Genomic DNA, 18,267 nt, shown 5'->3' with positions numbered 1-18,267 from the left:
CTCCTTGTTGCCTGCCGTTTGCCGGCAGTTTCTCACCCTGAGCGGGATTGGGGTCGGCCTCGATCTCTCCGGTCATCCGTGGAGGGCATGTTCCTCCTGGCGGCCGGACGCGCCGCCGGCGGATGCGGCGCGGCTGCCCAGCGCGAGCAGGCAGCCTCCGGTGAAGCTGTCGCCGAGGCCGAGCGTCGTGGCGGGCTGTTCGAGATAGGGCGAGGCGCAGGCGGCGAGCGTCCAGCGTTCCCGCCTGTCGATCTGCGGATAGGGCAGGGGGGCGAAGAGGGCCTGTGGCGCGACGCCGGCCGGCAGGACCGGCCGCCCCGCTGCCGCCCGGGCGCTCGCGAAGATGCAGCCCGTCATCAGCGCGGCGCGCTCCCGCGCGGGATCGCCTAGCGTGGCGGACATCGCCCAATGGTCGGCATGGACGCAGACCCGGTCGATGCCGAGCCGGTCGCCCAGGGCACACATGGCGGCGGAGAGGTCTTCCGCCTGGCCGCAGAGCGCGACGAATTCCGAATGGCTCATGCCGATCGAGGTGATCGCGCCGGACGACGCGTCGAGAACTTTCGCAAGCGCCTGCGGGGTGTCGTAGCCGGCGAGTTCGAGATGCACCGTATGCAGCCCGTTGGCGCGCCAGCGTCGCGACAGGGCGAAGACGCGCCCGGCGGCGTCATCGAGGCGGTCGGCCGGCAGGGCGTTGAAGCCGGAGACGAGGCCGGCCCCGGCATTGCGGGCGAGGTCCGGCGTCAGCGCGTAGAAGCCTTCGTCGTTTTCGAGGCCGAGATCGTCGAAGCGCACGATGATCCGCGACGAGCGCGTCGGGACGAGGCCGCCGATGGGCATGCCCGCCGTATATTCGAAGATGAAGATGTCGGGCCGCGGCGTGCCGTGCGCCGATGCTTCGCCGGCCTGCCGGACGGCGCCGTTCTCGACCACGAGCATGTCGGGCGGAAGCTGCGCCAGCATATGGGCGCTGCGGTCCTCCAGCGCGACGAGGGCGTCGGCGCCGGCGGCTGCGATCGACCAGGCCGCCTGCGGGCCGGTGCCGCCCAGGGCGTGGCGCATCGGCACATGGGCGGCGAGCCAGGCCGGACCCTGCCGCCAGTCGACACGGATCTCGCCGCCGACGCCGCGCCGGGCGCGGTCCATCAGCATGTCCGCGAAGGCCCTCGCGCCGGGATCGGAGGCCTGCACCAGGGCCGGCATGTCGTGCATCGAAATACGGGCGTCGACGCAGGCCCCCATGCCGCACAGCGTCATGCGCGATCCCGCGAGCATGCCAGGCAAGCCGGCGAGCAGTTCGTCATAGGCCCGAAGCCATGTGATAGCTGGCTCTTGATGCACCGGCCTCTCCGAAGGATTCCTCCGACATGCCTTTGCATGTCTTTTCATATTATTTCAAAATCTATCATGGCATTTCATGCTGTCAACACAGTTCGGGGGGCGCCGGTGCCGTTGGGGCTCGCTCTCGCTGCAACTGAGCTGCCGTCGCAGGGCGCACTCGTCGATATGCCGTGGATTGCGAAAGAGCGGTCGACGGGAGTGGTGTCATGGGAGGGCGGGACCAGCCTGGCCGCCGGAGAGGCCGTCGGGTCGGTGTTGTCCACAATCTGGCAAAATCTGTCAAAACAGGCCAAGGATTCAGGGGGCGTGGAATAAGAGCAGTTCCGGTCCCCGATCGCGAGGCCGCCGGTGTTCATCCGCCGCGGTGCGATGCGCTGCAGTATCGGAAGGTCGATCTGCGATCGATGTGGCCGAGGATGCTCGTCCCTCGCGGCCTCTCCTGCGCCGGTCAGTGCTTTTCCTGCGAAGGCCCGGCGAAGATCATGCGTGCGACCAGAATCACGGTCGTGACGACGATGAGGATGACGGAGATCGCGGCGATGGCCGGATCGATATTGTCGTGCACGCCGCTCCACATCAGGCGCGGCAAAGTGATGGCGTTGACGCTGGTGATGAAAAGCGTGACGCCGATCTCTTCCCAGGAGAGCACGAAGGAGAGCAGGGCGGCCGTCAGGAGCCCGAATTTGATGTTGGGCAGGATGATCCTGAAGGCCCGCTGCACCACCCCAGCGCCCATGCCGCGGGCGGCGAGGTCGATGCGCCGGTCGACCTGGCCGAGGGCGACAAGGATGAGCACCACCGCGAAGGGGACGATCATCACGACATGGGCGAGGACGACGCCGAGCCAGGTGTCGTATCCGACGAAGCCGGTGGCCTGCGAGAGGGCCGTCAGCAGGAAATAGAGCGTCATCGCCGAGACCACCGGCGGCACGATCATCGGCAGCAGCACGAACCCGACGAGGGCGGCCGAGAAACGCGGCCGGAACATCCAGATGCCCAAGGCGAACAGCGTCGCCAGCGTCGTCGCCGCCAGGCTGCTCACCACGCCGATGCGGATGCTGAGGAAGAAGCTCTGCGCCCAGTCGGGATTCTCGAACAGCTCGCGATAATGCACGAGCGAGAGCGAGCCGCGCGGCATGGACAGATAGCGCGCCGGCGTGAAGGAGATCGGCACGACCGCCAGCAGCGGCATCAGCAGGAAGATCGCGATCAGGATCGCGGCGGCGAGGGCGATGGGGCCGGGACGGTAGGCGGTCATTGCACGAGCCCCGAATTGCCGAGGCGCGCATAGCGGAACAGCAGCGCGAGCAGGCCGCCGACGATGACGACGAGGGTCACGCTGATGGCCGCGCCGAGGCCCCAGTCGGGGCTCTGGAACATGCGCAGATAGATCAGCTCGGCGACCATGATGCTGCGGCCTCCGCCAAGGATGGCGGGCGTGACGAAGAAGCCGAGGGCGAAGACGAAGACGATGAGGGCGGCGCCGATGATACCGGAGAAGGTCATGGGCACGAAGATCGACCAGAAGATGCGCAGGCGGCTCGCCCCCATGCCGCGCGCGGCGAGGAAGATGCGCTCGTCGAGGCTGCGCATGGCGGAGGCCAGCGGGAACACGGCGAAGGGCACGAGGTAATGCGTCATGCCGATCACCACGCCGAGCTCGTTGCGCACCAGCGTGAGCGGCTCGCCGAGGACGCCGAGGTCGATCAGCCAGGTGTTGATGAGGCCGCGGCTCGACAGGAGGGCGAGCCAGCCGAAGGCGCGTGTCAGCACCGAGATCCAGAAGGGGATGAGGATGCACAGTTCGGCGATGCGGCGCTGGAGCGGCGTTCCGCGCACCCAGACATAGGCGATCGCATAGGCGGCGATGACGGTCGCCACCGTCACCGTGAGGCAGATGCGGAAGGTCCGCACGAACACCGAGAACACGAGCGGATCGGCGGCGAGCTTCTCATATTGCGTCACGCCGGGCGTCGGCAGCGTGACGCTCCATTCGGCGACGCCGAGGAAGGGTACGACATAGACGAGCACCAGGAAGGCCACGAGAGGGCCGATCAGGAACAGGCAGGACAGGGCCGTGGCCGGCTTGCGCATGGTGCCCTCTGGCTAGGTTGCTGTCGTCGGCACTTGCCTACGGAAAACGGCGCAACGGCATTTCCCGGGAGCGCGGACGTCTCGTCCGCCCTTGTTCTCGGCGGGGTGAATCGCTGCGGAAAGACCGCGAAAGCCCTGGGAGACTGCCGTCCACCTCTTCAGGCCCAGTCTCGACGGATGTCCCGGTCGAAGCGGACGAGACGTCCGCACTCCCGGGACATGCGCCGACGCCGGTCCCGACAGGAAGGCCAGCGCGATGTCCCGCGCTCGCCCCTCCGAGTGCAGTCCCTCATCCGCCTGCCGGCACCTTCTCTCGAACGGGAGAAGGGTTCTTCCGGGCAGGCGACGCTATCAGCCGGAGATGATCTTGGTATAGGTGTCGAGCGCCGCCCCGTAATTGTCGGCATACCAGTTCATGTCGAGCGCGATCTGCTTGCTGATATTGGCGGGATCGACGGGGTTGATGCGGCGCTTGTCCGGCGCGATGAGCGTATCGGTCGCCGGATTGGCCGGGCCCTGGCCGAGCATATCGAACATCACGAGCTGCTTCTTGGGATCCTGGGCGCTGGCGATGAACTTCATGGCGTTGTCCTTGCCGCCCGGATTGTTCTTGATCACCGCCATCGCGCCGGGGGAGATCAGGCCCTGGTCCCAGATGAACTTGATCTGTCCGTTCGAATCCTGCTCGATCAGGGAGGCGCGGGTCGACCAGATCAGCGCCATCGAGGCATCGCCGTTCAGCAGCACCTGCTGGCTCTCGGCGCCGCCGCCCCAATAGGAGACGACATTGTCCTTGAAGGCGGCGATCTTGTCATGCGCGCGCTTGAGGTCGAGCGGATAGAGCTTTTCGGGCGCGACGCCGTCGGCGAGGAGGGCGGCTTCCCACATGCCGGCGCCCCATTTGTAGAGCGAGCGCTTGCCGGGGAATTTCTTGACGTCGAAGAAATCGGCCATGCCGGTCGGCGCCTTGTCGCCGAATTTGGAGGCGTCATAGGCGATGACGTAGGAGAAGAAATAGGTCGAGGCGGCGTAGTCCCAGCCGAAGCCCGGACGCATCTTCGACTTGTCGACGGTCTTGTAGTCGATGGGCTCGATCATGCCCTGCTTGCCGAGCGAGATGGCGGAGAAGGGGTCGGCGTCGACGATGTCCCAGGTCGGCTTGCCGCTCTTGAACTGGGCGGTGATGCCGCCTTCCGTCGGTCCCGACCCGTCCTCCTTCACGGTGATGCCGGTTTCCTTCTGGAAGGCCTGGCCATAGGCCGCGTCATAGGCCTTGATCGCGTCGCCGCCCCAATTGACGAAGACGAGCTGGCCGCCATCCGCGCGGGCGCTGCCGGTGTTCAGGACGAAGGGAGCGCCGCCGAGCACCATGGCGGCGAGCTGGGCGAAGCGGCGCCTGGTGATCTCACCCTTCTCCACTTTCCCGGCTAGGATTTCGAGGCAGTCCTTCTGGAAGGCTTCGTTCATGGTCTTGTTCCCCTGGTTTCTGGCTTTTGATTGGGTCGATAAGGTCGCTGCGTCGGTCTTGTGCGGCTGATCTTCTTCTGGGCGGTCTTTCCTGTTCGTATCGGTCGGGTCAGGGTTCCCCCGGCAGGAGGAAGCCCTTGTCCCTGGGCCAGGTGATCCACACGTCGGGCCCCTCGCGCAAGGCGAGCGCGGCACGCTCGGTCGGCATCGTCAAGGTGAGGGCGACACCGCCGGCGGTCGCCAGGGCGATCCGGGTCGCCGGTCCCAGATAGGTGGTGCCGGTGACGGTGCCCGCCAGGCAGTTGACGGCGTCGGTCCGCGGCGCGCCGGAGAGCTCCATATGCTCGGGACGAATCGCCAGCAGGCCGCCGGCCCCGATCGCGGCATCACCCGGGACTTCCAGGCGGGCATCGCCGCACCGCCCGCTCACGCCGCCGCCGGCGCGGCCGAGCTCCTGCAGCGGCAGGAGATTGATCTCGCCGAGGAATTCGGAGACGAAGCGGTTGGCGGGCCGCTCATAGACGTCCTGCGGTGAGCCGACCTGCAGCAATTCGCCATGGTTGAAGATGGCGACGCGCGAGGAGAGCGACAGCGCCTCGCTCTGGTCGTGGGTGACGAACACGAAGGTGGTGCCGAATTCCTGGTGGAGGCGCTTGACCTCCTCCTGCATCAGCCCGCGCAGATGCTTGTCGAGCGCCGAGAACGGCTCGTCCAGCAGCAGCACCGGCGGCTCGAACACGAGGGCCCGGGCCAGCGCCACGCGCTGCTGCTGGCCGCCCGACAATTTGGCCGGCAGCTTGCGCTCATGGCCGCCCAGGCCGACGCGCTTGACCATCTCGCCGACGCGCCGGCGGATCTCCTCGCGTGCGATCTTGCGGATATGCAACGGGAAGGCGATGTTCTCCTCGACGCTCATATGCGGGAAGAGCGCATAGCCCTGGAACACCATGCCGAAGGCGCGCTGCTCGGCCGACATGGCGGTGATGTCGACGCCGTCCCGGGTCAGGCGGCCGCTGGAGGGCTTCTCGAACCCGGCGAGGATCATCAGGAACGTCGTCTTGCCGGACCCGGAGGGGCCGAGCAGGGTGAGGAACTCGCCCCGACCGATGTCGAGCGAAAGGTCCTTCAGGGCGCGGAACGTACCGAAGCTCTTGCCGATCCCCTCGGCCCTGATTTCGGCGGCCATGTTGCCGGCCGCCGTCTTCCTCCCGGCTGCCTGAGCGCTTTGCGCCATGCACTATCTCCGATGCCACATGTGAAGCCTATGCGCGGTTTTCGTTCACGACAATTGAATGTTATTCGTATTTCTGAGAAATTTGATTCACGGCACCTGCGCAAAACCCGGGCAGCCTGCATCACGCATAGGCGGGGCGCGGCGGCGGGGCCGTCTGTGCGAGGCCCGATTTCAGCCAGTCGGCGAAGGCGCGCGATACGGCGTGGTCGACCTTGGCATGCTCCATCACCAGGAAGTAGGCGCGCGGCGACTTGATGGCGCGATCGAAGGGGCGCACGAGATGGCCCGAGATCATCGCGGTGCGGCAGGTCAGTTCGTCGCCCATGGCGATGCCCTGCCCGGCGGTCGCCGCGGAATAGACGAGGTTCATGTCCGAGAAGATGATGCCGCATTCGGCGTCGGAATTCTCGACGTTGGTCAAGGCCAGCCAGCGCGTCCAGTCGTCGAAATTGTCGAGATGCAGCAGCGGCGCGTGCAGGACGTCGGCGGGTTCGTTGAGGCCGCCGATCTTGTTGAGGAGGGCTGGGCTGCAGAGGGGCGTGAACTCGACCTCGCAGAGGAGCTCCACCGCCTTGTTGGGCCAGTTGCCGTCGCCGAAGGCGATGAAGATGTCGATGTCAGCATTGCTGACGTCGTCGAGGCGGCGCGGCGTCAGGATGCGCAGGGACACGTCGGGGTACATCTCCTGGAATTCGGCGATATGCGTGCACAGCCACAGCGAGGCGAAGCCCGGCGTGCAGCTGACGCTCAGCGAGCCGCCGATGCCCTTGTTGCCATATTGCAGCGCCGCGTCGCCGAGGACGGTGAGCGCCTTGCGCACGTCGTTGGCATAATGCCGGCCGCGCGCGGTGAGGATGACGCCCTTGCCGTGGCGCTCGAGCAGGTCGAAGCCGAGATCGCGCTCAAGCAGGCGGAGCTGATGGCTGACGGCGCTGCGGGTGAGGTTGAGTTCGTCGGCTGCGCGCCACACGCTGCCGTGCCGGGCGAAACTGTCGAGGGCGCGGAGCGCCTGGGTGGAGGGAATGCGCAAGGCTCGGGCCGGAATGTCTGGGGTGAAGAGAATTTGCCGGAAGGTGGAAAACATATCACTTTTTGATAGCAATGTTCACTGCTTATCCTTTTCGCGAAGAGGAGAGGCGGTGTGACCAGTTCGGCTCAGCAAGCGGCGCTCGATTTTGTCGACGGGATCGGGGCGGAGCTTTCGGTGTGGACGCGCACGATCTTCGATTTCGGCGAGACGGCCTGGCGCGAATACCGCTCGGCGCGATGGTATGTCGACCTCCTGCGCCGGGAGGGCTTCAGCGTCGAGGAAGGTTCCGGCGGCATGCCGACCGCCTTCTGCGCCCATTGGACCGGCAAGGCCGGCGGCGGGCCCGTCATCGGCCTATATGCCGAATACGACGCCGTGCCGGGCAATTGCCAGGATGCCGCCACGGTGAAGCGTCCGCGGCCGGGGCTCGGCGAACAGGCGGGCGGCCATACCGATCCGCATTCCGCCCTGGGCATGTCGAGCCTCGCCGGCCTGCTGGCGACCAAGGCGGCGATGGAGCGTTTCGGCCTGCCGGGCACGCTGCGCTTCACCGGCGAGCCGGCCGAGAAGGTGAGGGGGTCCAAGCCGATCCACGCCGCCCGGGGCTATTATGACGGCCTCGACGGCATGATCTCGTTCCATCCCTTCTACATGCTGCCGCTGTGCAACACGGTGCGCTGGGACACCCATTGCGGCGCCGCCTATGCGATGATCTACCGCTTCGTCTGCGACCAGCCGGAAGGGTGGGGCCGCAGCGACGGCGCGCCCATCCCGCAATCCCATTCGGCGGTGCGCGCGCCCGGCGCCAACGACGCCCTGATGACGATGTATATGGCGTCGAAGGCCCTGCGCGATTCGATGCTGCCGCACCAGGGCGGCTGGTCGATCAGCGAGGCGATCCTGACGGCGGGGCAGGCGACCGCCGACAACCTGCCGGCCGGGCTCGCCGAGATCCAGTACATGATCCGCGTGCCGACGCTGGCCATGGCCGAGCAGGCCGCCGCCATGCTCGACCGCAATGCCGAGATGGCCGCGGGGATGACGGGGTGCCGGGTCGAGCGCCATTGGGTGTCGAAGTCGCGGCCCGGCCTCGCCAACCATGCCATGGCGACGATCGCCTGGGAGGCGCTGTCGGCCGTCGGGCCGCCGCGCTGGGACGAGGAGGCGCGAGGCGTCGCGCGCGAGATCCAGGCCAATCTCGGCCTGGAGCCGATGGCGGCGCCCTTCCTCGACGAATGCGAGCGCCTGATCGAGCCCAAGGAGGCGGAGGCGATCCTCCGGCGCGACCTGCCACCCTCGCAGCGCAATTCGACCTCGGACGATTATACGGACATGACCTGGCATGCGCCGACCGCCCGGCTCTATGTCGCCCGCCCGGCGTTGAAGGCGCCGCCGGGCTTCACCTATCCGGGTTGGGTGATGAATGCGCTCGGCGGCATCGGCGCGACCATCGACCCGATGGTGACCTGCGCGGGCAAGACCATCGCCCTGACGGCGCTGCGCCTGATCGAGGATGCGGCGGCGCGCGGCGCGGCGCGGCGCGAGTTCGAGGAACGCACGGGCGGGGGCATCGGCGGGACGCAATGGCTGGCGCCGCTCGCCGACTATCCGCCGCCGACCGGCTTCCGCTGGCCCGAATATGTCGACACCGCGCGCGGGCGCGACTGGTGGATTCCAACCGTCTGAAGAGGGAATAACCGCATGATACGTCACCAACGCGACCTTGCCGCCGAGCCTTTCACGCTGCAGCGGCGCAATCCGGCCGGCGGCACCCGGCCGCTGACGCAATGGGGCTTCCGTAATGAGACCGACCCGCTGACCGACGTGCTGCTCGGCTCGCCTGCCTATCTGCGGCACATGGCGACGAGCTCGCTCTCGCGCAAGCATCTGCGCGAGGCGCCGAGCAACATCCAGATCGCCCAGGCCCAGCACAAGGAGCTCGCCGCCGCCTATGAGCATTTCGGCGTCAGCATCCACTGGCTGGAGCCGGAGGTGGAACTGCCGATGCAGGTCTATTCGCGCGATTCGAGCGTGATGACGCCCTATGGCGCGGTGATCACCGCGATGGCGAACTGGTGGCGGCGCGGCGAGAACTATGCCGCGATCCGCGCCTATGAGAAGCTCGGCATCCCCCTCTACGACATGGTGACGGCGGGAACCTTCGAGGGCGGCGACTTCAACGTCATCGAGGAAGGCTGCGTGCTGATCGGCTGCGGCGGCGCCCGCACGCAGGAAGAGGGCGCGCGCCAGGTCGCCGGATGGTTCGAGAAGGAGGGCTGGGAGGTCCGCCTCGCCTTCTTCGACGAATATTATGTCCATATCGACCTGATGGTCGTGCCGATCGCCCCGAAGCTGACGGCGGTGTGCCTCGCCTGCACCGAGCCCGGCATCGTCGACTGGCTGAAGGGCAAGGGCCACGAGATCATCGACGTGCCGTTCCAGGACACGATGGCGCTCGGCTGCAACTTCATGTCGCTCGGCAGGGACCGCGTCATCGCGCCGACCGCGAGCAAGAGCCTGATCGGCCAGCTCAAGGCCCGCGGCTTCGAGGTGGCGGCCGTCGACATGAGCGAGATCTCGAAGACGGGCGGCGGCATCCACTGCATGGCGCAGTCGCTGCGCCGCGCGGCCTAAAGCATGATGGCTTCCGGTTGAACCACCGCAGAGCCCGTCATTCCGGCTGAAGCGAAGCGAAAGGCCGGAACCCATGACCGCACCATCGGCAGGTCGGTGTTGATGGGTTCCGGGCTCGCCCTTCGGGCGCCCCGGAATGACGGTCACGATTCGATCCGAAGGCAGCACGGTCTCGAGCATTTTCGATGAAGAAAATGCGTCGGACCAATAGGTTGGAGCAGCGCTCCCGCTGCCGGCCGGCGTCGGCAGCGGATGACGTTTCGTGCGGTCCGGAACACGCCCGGCGTCAGATGTCGCGGACGGTCCAGGCGATCGCCTGGGTCCAGATGCGCGCGAAGCCTTCCCAGGCGCAGAAGGCCGGCGGCAGCCAATGCGGGCCGATATCCGAGGTCCAGGCCAGGGTCCGCCCCTGGCCGTAGCTGCCGGTGACCAGCAGCGGCAGCGTGCCATAGTCCGCGGTGGCTGTCGCCAGCACTTCCGCGCCGGGCTTGAGCTCGACCTCGTTGAAGCCGAGCAGCACGGGCCAGTCGGTGCCGAGGCCCTGCAGGATCGGGTGGTCGGGGCGGCCGGTCACCTGGGGCTTGAAGCCTTCCGGCACCTCGACGCGATCGTCGACCGGCAGGCAGGAGACGGGCAGGACCTCCTCGACCGGCGTGCGGCGGTAGCGGGCGCCGCCATTGATGCCCTGGAAGCTGTAATAGCCGCCGAACATCATCAGGCCGCCGCCTTCCCTCACATAGTCGCGCAGCAGTTTCAGCCGGTTGGGTGTCGGCTTGCTGTGGATCCAGGTGTCCGGATGCAGGAGCAGCGTGTTGGAGCCGATATCGGACAGGATCACCGCATCATAGGCGCGCAGCGCCTCCAGCGTCTGCGGAAAGCCGCGCTGCGCCTCATGGGCCGGCATGAAGGTGACGTCATAGGGACCGCCGGCCAGCGCGGCGAGCAGTTCGTCGGCGCCGGTATGGTAGGTCACGGTCGGAAACTGGTCGAAGCCCTTGATGTGGGTGGCGGTCGAGACCCAGGACTCGCCGGCGAGCAGCACTTTCTTCTTCATGGTTCGAAACCTCTTGGCAGGGACGTCACGGCAATGAGGAGAAGACCCGGCGCGGGTTCTCCTTCATCAGAAGATCGATCGTCGCCCGATCGAGCCCGTGGCGCATCAGCCGCGGCACGAAATGGCGAAGGATATAGCCATAGCCGAAGCCGCCGAACCGGGTCAGCATCATCTTGAGGAAGACGTCCTGCGAAAGCAGCAGGCGCTCGCCATAGCCGGCCTCGACCAGGCTGCGGATCGCGCGGGCATTCTCCTCGTCGGACGGGGACTGGGCCTTCTGGTCGGCGTAGTAATAGTCCATGCCGATCATGTCGTATTCCAGGAAGGCGCCGCGGTCGGCGAGGCCCTTCTGGTAATCGGGGTCGTCATGGCTCGGATTCATGTGGCACAGCACGGTGTGGCGGAGATCCGCGCCCTCCTCCTCGACGATGTCGAGCACGCGATGGGCGAGCCGTTCCCATCCCGGCAGGTGGATCGAAAGCGGCACGCCGGTGATGCGGGAGGCGCGGGCGGCGCCGCGCAGCGACTTCTGCTCGCCGGGCGTGAAATCCTTGCTGACGCCGATCTCGCCGATGATGCCGGCGGCCACCTCGGGCTTTTCGGCGGCGCCGCCGACATCATGCACGATGAAGGCGGCGACATCGTCGACATCCATCGTCCCGAACCAGTCGGGATGGGAGGCCTCCAGATAGAAGCCGGTGCCCATCACGATGTTGAGGCGGGTGCGGCGCGAGATGCGCTGCAGCGCCTGCGGGTCGCGCCCGATGCCGAGATTGGTGGGGTCGACCACGGTGTTGCCGCCGAGCTCCGCGAAGCGCCCGAGCTCATTCATCGCCAGGTCGACGTCGAGCAGGAAGCAATTGTCGCGATTCATGAACGGGTTCATGCGCAACTCGCCGATGATCTCGATGTTGACCGGCTGCTGGGCGATCGCCAGTTCCGACGCATGGCACGGGCATTGCCACCAGTTCGAGGCATCGAGCAGGATGTGCTCGTGCATCAGCGTCGTACCCATCTCCCCGACCGGCATCGGTCCCAGCACGGTCATGACCCTGCCGGTTCCGACGCCGATCGCCGGCGTTCTGTCGTCTGCCACGGGCTTGCCTCCCTGATGCGTCCTGCTGCCAAGCAGAATTTTCGGGCCGGTCCAACGGATGGACCCGAGAATTGCTGCGTCCCTTCGAGAGTCTTGCGGAGATTCACGGGCGTTCTCGCCCTTGAATCTCCGCTTAGCGCGAGCGGATCGAGCCGCTGAAGATCCTGAAATTCATCCAGATCGCCACCAGGATGATGGCGCCGGTGACGATCGGGGTCAGGAACGGCGAGAGATGCGCGAGGATGAGGCCGTTGCCGATCACGGCGACGGTCAGCGCGCCGAGCACGGTGCCGATGACGCTGCCGCGTCCGCCGAACAGGCTGGTGCCGCCGAGCACCACGGCCGCGATCACCTGCAGCTCGAAGCCCTGGCCCGCATTCGACGAGCCGCTGCCGAGGCGCGCGGTGAGCACGATGCCGGCCAGCGCCGCCATGGCGCCCGAGAGGACATAGACGAAGAGGCCGGTCCAGCGCGTGTCGACGCCGGCCCGCCGCACCGCCTCGGCATTGGCCCCGATGCCGGTGACGTAACGGCCGAACGGCGTCTCGTTGAACAGGACGTAAGCGAGGATGAGGACGATGACGGCGATCCAGGCGGGGAAGGGCACGCCGAGCAGCCAGCCGCGGCCGATCTCGGAGAACATCGAGGGGGCGATGGGAATGGAGTAGCCGCCGGTGATCAGGTTGGCGAGGCCGCTGATGATGCCCAGCCCCGCCAGAGTGACGATGAAGGCGGGAATGCCCTCATAGGCGACGAAAAAGCCCTGCAGCGCGCCGACCAGACCGCCGCCCGCCAGCATCAGCACGATGACCAGCGGCCAGGGCAGGTGCCATTGCAGCAGCGTGGCCGAGACCGCGCTCACCAGCGCGAGGATGGAGCCCACCGACAGGTCGATGCCGCCGGTGGTGATCACCAGCGTCATGGCGGCCGCGACGATCAGCAGCGGCGCGGACTGGCGCACGATGTTGAGGATGTTCCCGATGGAAAGGAATTCGTCCGTCGTGAGCGAGAAGAGCAGGACCACGGCGAGGAAGAAGATGGCGATCGACCCCACCCCGCCATTGGCGAGGAAGCGCTCCTTCACCGTCTGCCGCCGGAGCCGCCCGGACAGGGGTGCGGTCGTCGGGGGGCTGTTCGCCGGGGCGTTCATGAGGGCCTCGCTTCGCTGGGCGAATGGTGCCGGGCGGACCGCGCGCTGAACTTGCGCCCGACGATGAGGTCGACGACCTCCTCGATATTGGTGTCGCCGATCCGGCGCTCGGCGACGGAGCGGCCCTCATACATCACCTGGATGCGGTCGCAGACCAGGAAGAGATCCTGCAGGCGGTGGGTGATCAGCACCACGCCGACGCCCTGGGCACTGACCTTGCGGATGAGGTCCAGCACCGCCTCGACCTCGGCGACCGCGAGCGCCGCCGTCGGCTCGTCCATGATCAGCACGCGCGGACCGAAGGACACGGCGCGGCCGATGGCGATGCTCTGGCGCTGGCCGCCGGAGAGGTTCTCTACCTTGACGCCGATATCGGGGATGGCGATGCCGAGGCTGTCCAGCATCTGCCGCGCGTCGTGCAGCATGCGCTTCTTGTCGAGGAAGGGCAGGCCGGCGAGGCGCCGGCGCGGCTCGCGGCCGAGGAAGAGGTTGCCGGCGACGTCGATGGTGTCGCAGAGCGACAGGTCCTGATAGACCATCTCGACATGGTGCCGGCGGGCATCGGCCGGCGACTGGAACGAGACGGCCTGCCCGTCGATCTCGATGGTGCCCTCGTCGGGGATGACGGCGCCCGACAATACCTTGCTGAGGGTCGACTTGCCGGCGCCGTTGTCGCCGACGAGGCCGAGCACCTCGCCGGGCCTGAGATCGAACGACACGCCGTCGAGCGTCTGCACCGTGCCGTAGCGTTTCGAAATGCCGCGCATGCGCACGCGGAGAGGCTGTTCTGCCATGGCTCTTTCCGGGAAGAGCGGCGGCCGGATCGTGCGGCCGCCGGGACGCCGCGTTACTTGAACATGCTCCGGAACTTGTCGACATTGTCCTTGGTGACGATCGTCACCGGCACGTGGATCACTGCCGGCACCTTCTCGCCCTTCTTGAGCTTGGCGAGCGTCTCGATGGCGGTCTTCCCCTCGGTATAGGGATCCTGCTGGACCACGGCGGTGACCCAGCCCTCGTCGATGCCCTTGATCGCCTGGGCCGTCAGGTCCCATCCGAAGACCTTGACGCTGTCCTTCTTGCCGGCTGTATCCACCGCCGAGACGGCGCCGATCAGCTGGGGCTCGCCCGTCGCATAGATGGCGTTCATGCTCGGATTGGCGGTCATCAGGTTCTCGGATGCCGTGAGGGCGACGTCCTGGACGTTCTGGCCGTCGACGGTGTCGAGGAAAGTGACGCCGGCGCCGGCGGCCGTCTTCTTGAAGCCGTCGAGACGCTGGTTCTGGATGAAGGAGTTGAGCGCGCCGACGATGCCGACCTTGGCCGAGCCGCCCATCTTGTCCTTCACATAGCCGGCAAAGAACTTGCCGATGTCCTCGCCGGCCGCCGCATTGTCGACACCGACGAAGGCGGCATTGTCGCCGTCGGGAATCTGCGCGTCGACGGCGATGACCGGGATGCCGGCCTTCTTGGCGGCGGTGATCGCCGATTTGACGCCGTTGACGTCGATGGCGACGAGCACGATGCCGTCGACCTTCTGGGTGATGTAATTCTCGACGGCGTCGTTCTGGGCGCTCGGCACATTGTTGGCGTTGAAGATCACGAGCTTGTCGCCGGCCGCGTCCGTGGCCGCCTTCGCCCCGTCATTGATCTGGTTGAAGAACAGCGCCTGCTGGTTGATCGTGACCAGGGCGTAAGTGTCGGCCCGGGCCGCGGAGACGCCGAGGCCGGCCGCCAGGGCGGTGACGGCGATGCCCTGGAAGAGCATCCTGGAGATCTGGTTCATCGTCTTCATCCCTCTGCTTTGGACGACAGCCGCTGCCCTGCTCTTGCCGAGGGTTGGCGGGTTCGCGAAGCCAGAATTCAAGAGACTTGAATGAATGTCAAGGGTCCCAAAAGTTGCATCCCATTCAAAAAGTGGGCGGCGTGTTCACCCAGAAGATGCTGGCGGGGCGCGCGCCTGCATTGCGGTAGTGATGCGGCAGTTCGGAGCGGAAGACGAAGGAATCGCCGGCGCAGAGGCGGAAGGTCGAACTGGCGACGGTGAGTTCGACGTCGCCCTCGAGGATATAGCCGACCTCCTCGCCCACATGCTGGATCGGCCCGGCGCTTTCCCCGCCGACCTCGATATGGTGGATGTTGCACTGGAGGAGGTGCCCGTTCGAATAGGGGATGACCCGCTCGAGGCTGATGCCCTCGCCCTGGCGGAGCGGATCGAGGGTGATCAGCGGCCGCGCGCCGCGGCGAAAGACGATGCCTTCATCGCCGTCGCTTTCCTCGAACATCCAGCCGATATTGGTCTCCAGCGCCTGGACGAGGCGGTGCAGCATCGGCAGGGAGGGCGTCGCCTTGCCGTTCTCGATCTTCGACAGCAGGCTTTCCGAACAACCGGCGGCGTCGGCCACGCCCTTCAGCGTCATGCCCCGGATCTGGCGGGCGAGACGCAGGCGCGAACTCAGCCGCATCGACGCCATCTGCTCGTCGGACCCGGGCGGGGCGGCCCGCTCCGCCGTGTCCTTGGCCGCTGATCGTGGTTTCATCGCCATTCGAGGGTTGCCGTTCCTGTGCGGACCGCCGCGCTTTGCGGGGATCCATTGGGAGGGAAGGTGGCGCAAACTTGAGTTTGGTTCAACCTCAATATCGCCTGTCGATACCCCTGCCGGCGATCGCAGGGACGCACGGCTCGCCCCCCGGAGGCGAGGGCGGCCGCCCGAGGCCGGTGCTTTCGAACAGAAAAATGCATCGCCCGGTCAAACGGGGCTTGGCCTCGCCTGCCGCATGGGCGACCCTGTCGCGCAGGGGTGGGAACGCGGGAGCGATCGGACGTCGCGATGCCGGATGATGCACTGACCGATGCGCTATGCCGGATGGGGCTGGTGAACCCCGGCGAGACTGTGCGGTTCGTGCCGCTGACCGGCGGCGTCTCCTCCGACATCCTCCTCGTCGAAACGCCCGGCCGGCGCTTCTGCGTCAAGCGCGCCCTGGCCCGTCTCAAGGTCAGCGCCGTCTGGGAGGCGCCGGTCGGGCGCAATGCCGCGGAGGCGGCGTGGATGCGCGAGGTCGGGGCCTGGCTGCCCCATGCGGTGCCGCAGGTCCTGGGCGAGGATGCCGGCCTCGGCCTCTTCGCCATGAGCTTCCTGCCGCCGGAGGACAATCCGGTGTGGAAGGCCGAACTGCTGGCGGGGCGGGCCGATGCGGCATTCGCGGCCGCCGTCGGCCGGGATCTCGGCCTCATCCACGCCCGCAGTGCCGCCGATCCCTCCATCGCCGTCCGCTTCGCCAACGAGGCGACCTTCGAGGCGATCCGCATCGAGCCCTATCTGCGCGCGACGGGGCGGGCCCATCCGGATCTCGCCGCGCGCTTCGAGGCGCTGGCGGCGGTGACGCTCGCCAGCCGGCATGCGCTGGTGCATGGCGACGTCAGTCCCAAGAACATCCTGGTCGGCAGCATCCCGGTCGGCGGGCAGGGGCCGGTCTTCCTCGATGCCGAATGCGCCTGCCATGGCGACCCGGCCTTCGACCTCGCCTTCTGCCTCAACCATCTCCTGCTCAAGGGCGCGCGGGCCGGCATGCGCCGCGACCTCTATTTCGACGCCTTCTCGGTGCTGGCGGACGCCTATCGCCGGCAGATCGACTGGGAGGCGCCGCTGGCGCTGGAGGCGCGCGCGGCGGCCTTGCTCCCCGCCCTCTTCCTCGCCCGCGTCGACGGCAAGTCGCCGGTCGAATATCTCACCGCCGAGGCCGAGCGCGAGGCGGTGCGCCGTTTCGCACGGCCGCGCATCGCCAAGCCGCCCTCGCGCCTGATCGACATCGCCACAGCCTGGATGCACCCGACATGACCGATCCCGTCATCCTGACCGTCCACGCCCGGCGCATCTGGGATTCGCGCGGCCGCCCCACCGTCGAGGCGGAGGTGCTGCTCAGCGACGGCACGCTGGCGCGCGGCATCGCACCGGCCGGCGCCTCGCGCGGCAGCCGCGAGGCCGTCGACCGGCGCGACGGCGGCCCGCGCCTCGGCGGCTTCGACGTGCAGGACGCGCTTGCCAGCGTGCGCGACGAGATCGCGCCGATGCTCGCCGGCCGCGATCCCTTCGACCAGGCCGCCATCGATTTCGCGCTGGTGGCGCTCGACGGCACGCCCAACAAGCGGCGTCTCGGCGGCAACACTACCGTCGCCGTGTCGCTGGCGGTGCTCCACGCCGCGGCGGCGAGCCGGGGACTGGCGCTGTGGCGCTATCTGGCGGAGGACGAGCCGGTGACGATTCCGCTGCCGGAGATCCAGATCTTCGGCGGCGGCGTCCATGCCGGCCGACGCACCGATATCCAGGATTTCATGGTGATGGCGCCGAAGGCCGGCAGCTTCGCCGAAGCGCTGGAGATCACCGCCGAGGTCTATCGCGCCGCCGGCGCCATCATGGCCGAGCGCGGCCTGCTGCAGGGCGTCGCCGACGAGGGCGGCTGGTGGCCCGCCTTCTCCTCCAACGAGCAGGCCCTCGACACGCTGGTGATGGCCATCGAGCGCGCCGGCTACGTACCGCGGGACGACGTCGCCATCTCGCTCGACGTCGCGGCCTCCGAATTCGGGCGGGACGGGCGCTACCGGCTCGGCCTGGAGGGACGCGAGTTCGATCGCGATGCGATGGCCGACTACCTGCTCGGCTGGTGTGAGCGCTATCCCATCCTGTCGATCGAGGACCCTTTCTCGGAGGACGACGCGGAGGGGCTCAAGCGCTTCACGGCGGCGGTGGGCGACAGCATCCAGGTGATCGGCGACGATTTCCTGGTCACCAATGCCGCGCTGGTCGAGCAGGCGGCGGCGGAACAGACGGTCAATGCCGTGCTGGTCAAGGTCAATCAGGCCGGCACCGTGACGGAGGCGAAGGCGGCCTGCGAGGCGGGGCGCCGCGCCGGCTTCGGCACCATCGTGTCGGCCCGCTCGGGCGAGACGGAGGACGTCGCCATCGCCCATCTCGCCGTCGGCTGGAATGCCGGCCAGCTCAAGGTCGGCTCCTTCGCCCGTTCCGAGCGCATGGCTAAATGGAACGAGGTGCTGCGCATCGAGGAGGCCCTGGGCGCCAAGGCCCGCTTCGCCGGGCTGGACGCGATGCCCTTCCGCCGTCGGCCGGCGGCCTGAGCGACGCGCCGCGGCGGACGGGGACCTTCGCCG

General features: G+C 67.5%; 16 protein-coding genes. 4 read left to right on the top strand and 12 right to left on the bottom strand.

Annotated features, from left to right (window positions below):
• Window positions 1-72: 72 nt before the first annotated feature.
• From J3R73_RS24020 to J3R73_RS23995, 6 genes are all read right to left on the bottom strand, one after another.
• Window positions 73-1,341: an ADP-dependent glucokinase/phosphofructokinase gene (locus tag J3R73_RS24020; RefSeq protein ID WP_307433170.1), complete on the bottom strand. Its 1,269-nt coding sequence runs from the start codon at window positions 1,339-1,341 to the stop codon at window positions 73-75.
• A gap of 448 nt (window positions 1,342-1,789) precedes the next feature.
• Window positions 1,790-2,599 carry an ABC transporter permease gene (locus J3R73_RS24015; RefSeq protein ID WP_307433168.1) on the bottom strand — a complete coding sequence of 270 codons (810 nt, stop codon included), beginning with the start codon at window positions 2,597-2,599 and terminating at the stop codon, window positions 1,790-1,792.
• Entirely contained in the window at window positions 2,596-3,435 is an 840-nt protein-coding gene (locus tag J3R73_RS24010; RefSeq protein ID WP_307433165.1) for an ABC transporter permease, read from the bottom strand. The genes J3R73_RS24015 and J3R73_RS24010 overlap by 4 nt, the downstream gene beginning before the upstream one ends.
• A 351-nt stretch (window positions 3,436-3,786) precedes the next feature.
• Window positions 3,787-4,902, bottom strand: a complete 1,116-nt coding sequence (locus tag J3R73_RS24005) for an ABC transporter substrate-binding protein (protein WP_307433162.1) — start codon at window positions 4,900-4,902, stop codon at window positions 3,787-3,789.
• Window positions 4,903-5,011: 109 nt separating this feature from the next.
• Entirely contained in the window at window positions 5,012-6,136 is a 1,125-nt protein-coding gene (locus tag J3R73_RS24000; RefSeq protein WP_307433159.1) for an ABC transporter ATP-binding protein, read from the bottom strand.
• Window positions 6,137-6,257: 121 nt separating this feature from the next.
• On the bottom strand, window positions 6,258-7,166 hold the full coding sequence (locus J3R73_RS23995; protein WP_307437657.1) for a LysR substrate-binding domain-containing protein: 909 nt from the start codon (window positions 7,164-7,166) through the stop codon (window positions 6,258-6,260).
• A 111-nt stretch (window positions 7,167-7,277) separates the two neighbouring features.
• Between J3R73_RS23995 and J3R73_RS23990 the strand changes: the two genes are divergently transcribed.
• Entirely contained in the window at window positions 7,278-8,852 is a 1,575-nt protein-coding gene (locus J3R73_RS23990) for a zinc-binding metallopeptidase family protein (protein ID WP_307433156.1), read from the top strand.
• Between the two features lie 15 nt (window positions 8,853-8,867).
• Entirely contained in the window at window positions 8,868-9,800 is a 933-nt protein-coding gene (locus tag J3R73_RS23985) for a dimethylarginine dimethylaminohydrolase family protein (protein ID WP_307433153.1), read from the top strand.
• Window positions 9,801-10,086: 286 nt separating this feature from the next.
• Here J3R73_RS23985 and J3R73_RS23980 read toward each other — a convergent pair whose 3' ends face one another.
• The 6 genes from J3R73_RS23980 to J3R73_RS23955 form a co-directional block, all read right to left on the bottom strand.
• Entirely contained in the window at window positions 10,087-10,854 is a 768-nt protein-coding gene (locus J3R73_RS23980; RefSeq protein WP_307433150.1) for a glutamine amidotransferase, read from the bottom strand.
• Window positions 10,855-10,879: 25 nt separating this feature from the next.
• Window positions 10,880-11,902, bottom strand: coding sequence for a phosphotriesterase family protein (locus J3R73_RS23975; RefSeq protein ID WP_307437655.1), 1,023 nt, complete (start codon window positions 11,900-11,902; stop codon window positions 10,880-10,882).
• Window positions 11,903-12,083: 181 nt separating this feature from the next.
• Complete coding sequence (locus tag J3R73_RS23970; protein WP_307433147.1) at window positions 12,084-13,100, bottom strand: ABC transporter permease; 1,017 nt, start codon at window positions 13,098-13,100, stop codon at window positions 12,084-12,086.
• On the bottom strand, window positions 13,097-13,894 hold the full coding sequence (locus tag J3R73_RS23965; RefSeq protein ID WP_307433144.1) for an ATP-binding cassette domain-containing protein: 798 nt from the start codon (window positions 13,892-13,894) through the stop codon (window positions 13,097-13,099). Before J3R73_RS23965 ends, J3R73_RS23970 begins: the two co-directional genes overlap by 4 nt.
• Window positions 13,895-13,947: 53 nt before the next feature.
• On the bottom strand, window positions 13,948-14,868 hold the full coding sequence (locus tag J3R73_RS23960) for an ABC transporter substrate-binding protein (protein ID WP_307437653.1): 921 nt from the start codon (window positions 14,866-14,868) through the stop codon (window positions 13,948-13,950).
• 142 nt (window positions 14,869-15,010) lie between these two features.
• Window positions 15,011-15,640, bottom strand: coding sequence for a helix-turn-helix domain-containing protein (locus J3R73_RS23955; protein ID WP_307433140.1), 630 nt, complete (start codon window positions 15,638-15,640; stop codon window positions 15,011-15,013).
• Between the two features lie 291 nt (window positions 15,641-15,931).
• Here J3R73_RS23955 and J3R73_RS23950 point away from each other — a divergent pair, with 291 nt between their 5' ends.
• Window positions 15,932-16,939, top strand: a complete 1,008-nt coding sequence (locus tag J3R73_RS23950) for a phosphotransferase family protein (RefSeq protein WP_307433136.1) — start codon at window positions 15,932-15,934, stop codon at window positions 16,937-16,939.
• Complete coding sequence (eno, locus tag J3R73_RS23945; RefSeq protein ID WP_307433133.1) at window positions 16,936-18,234, top strand: phosphopyruvate hydratase; 1,299 nt, start codon at window positions 16,936-16,938, stop codon at window positions 18,232-18,234. Before J3R73_RS23950 ends, eno begins: the two co-directional genes overlap by 4 nt.
• Window positions 18,235-18,267 lie beyond the last annotated feature (33 nt).

This window comes from Labrys monachus, assembly GCF_030814655.1.
GTDB lineage: Bacteria > Pseudomonadota > Alphaproteobacteria > Rhizobiales > Labraceae > Labrys > Labrys monacha.
The sequence above is the reverse complement of the archived record's forward strand: the minus strand, read 5'-3'. Positions and strand labels throughout refer to the sequence as shown.

Coding starts and splice junctions, on each gene's coding strand:
- J3R73_RS24015 (WP_307433168.1), bottom strand. CDS start 2,599: ATGACCGCCTACCGTCCCGGCCCCATCGCCCTCGCCGCCGCGATCCTG.
- J3R73_RS24010 (WP_307433165.1), bottom strand. CDS start 3,435: ATGCGCAAGCCGGCCACGGCCCTGTCCTGCCTGTTCCTGATCGGCCCT.
- J3R73_RS24005 (WP_307433162.1), bottom strand. CDS start 4,902: ATGAACGAAGCCTTCCAGAAGGACTGCCTCGAAATCCTAGCCGGGAAA.
- J3R73_RS24000 (WP_307433159.1), bottom strand. CDS start 6,136: ATGGCGCAAAGCGCTCAGGCAGCCGGGAGGAAGACGGCGGCCGGCAAC.
- J3R73_RS23985 (WP_307433153.1), top strand. CDS start 8,868: ATGATACGTCACCAACGCGACCTTGCCGCCGAGCCTTTCACGCTGCAG.
- J3R73_RS23980 (WP_307433150.1), bottom strand. CDS start 10,854: ATGAAGAAGAAAGTGCTGCTCGCCGGCGAGTCCTGGGTCTCGACCGCC.
- J3R73_RS23975 (WP_307437655.1), bottom strand. CDS start 11,902: ATGACCGTGCTGGGACCGATGCCGGTCGGGGAGATGGGTACGACGCTG.
- J3R73_RS23970 (WP_307433147.1), bottom strand. CDS start 13,100: ATGAACGCCCCGGCGAACAGCCCCCCGACGACCGCACCCCTGTCCGGG.
- J3R73_RS23965 (WP_307433144.1), bottom strand. CDS start 13,894: ATGGCAGAACAGCCTCTCCGCGTGCGCATGCGCGGCATTTCGAAACGC.
- J3R73_RS23960 (WP_307437653.1), bottom strand. CDS start 14,868: ATGCTCTTCCAGGGCATCGCCGTCACCGCCCTGGCGGCCGGCCTCGGC.
- J3R73_RS23955 (WP_307433140.1), bottom strand. CDS start 15,640: ATGAAACCACGATCAGCGGCCAAGGACACGGCGGAGCGGGCCGCCCCG.
- J3R73_RS23950 (WP_307433136.1), top strand. CDS start 15,932: ATGCCGGATGATGCACTGACCGATGCGCTATGCCGGATGGGGCTGGTG.
- eno (WP_307433133.1), top strand. CDS start 16,936: ATGACCGATCCCGTCATCCTGACCGTCCACGCCCGGCGCATCTGGGAT.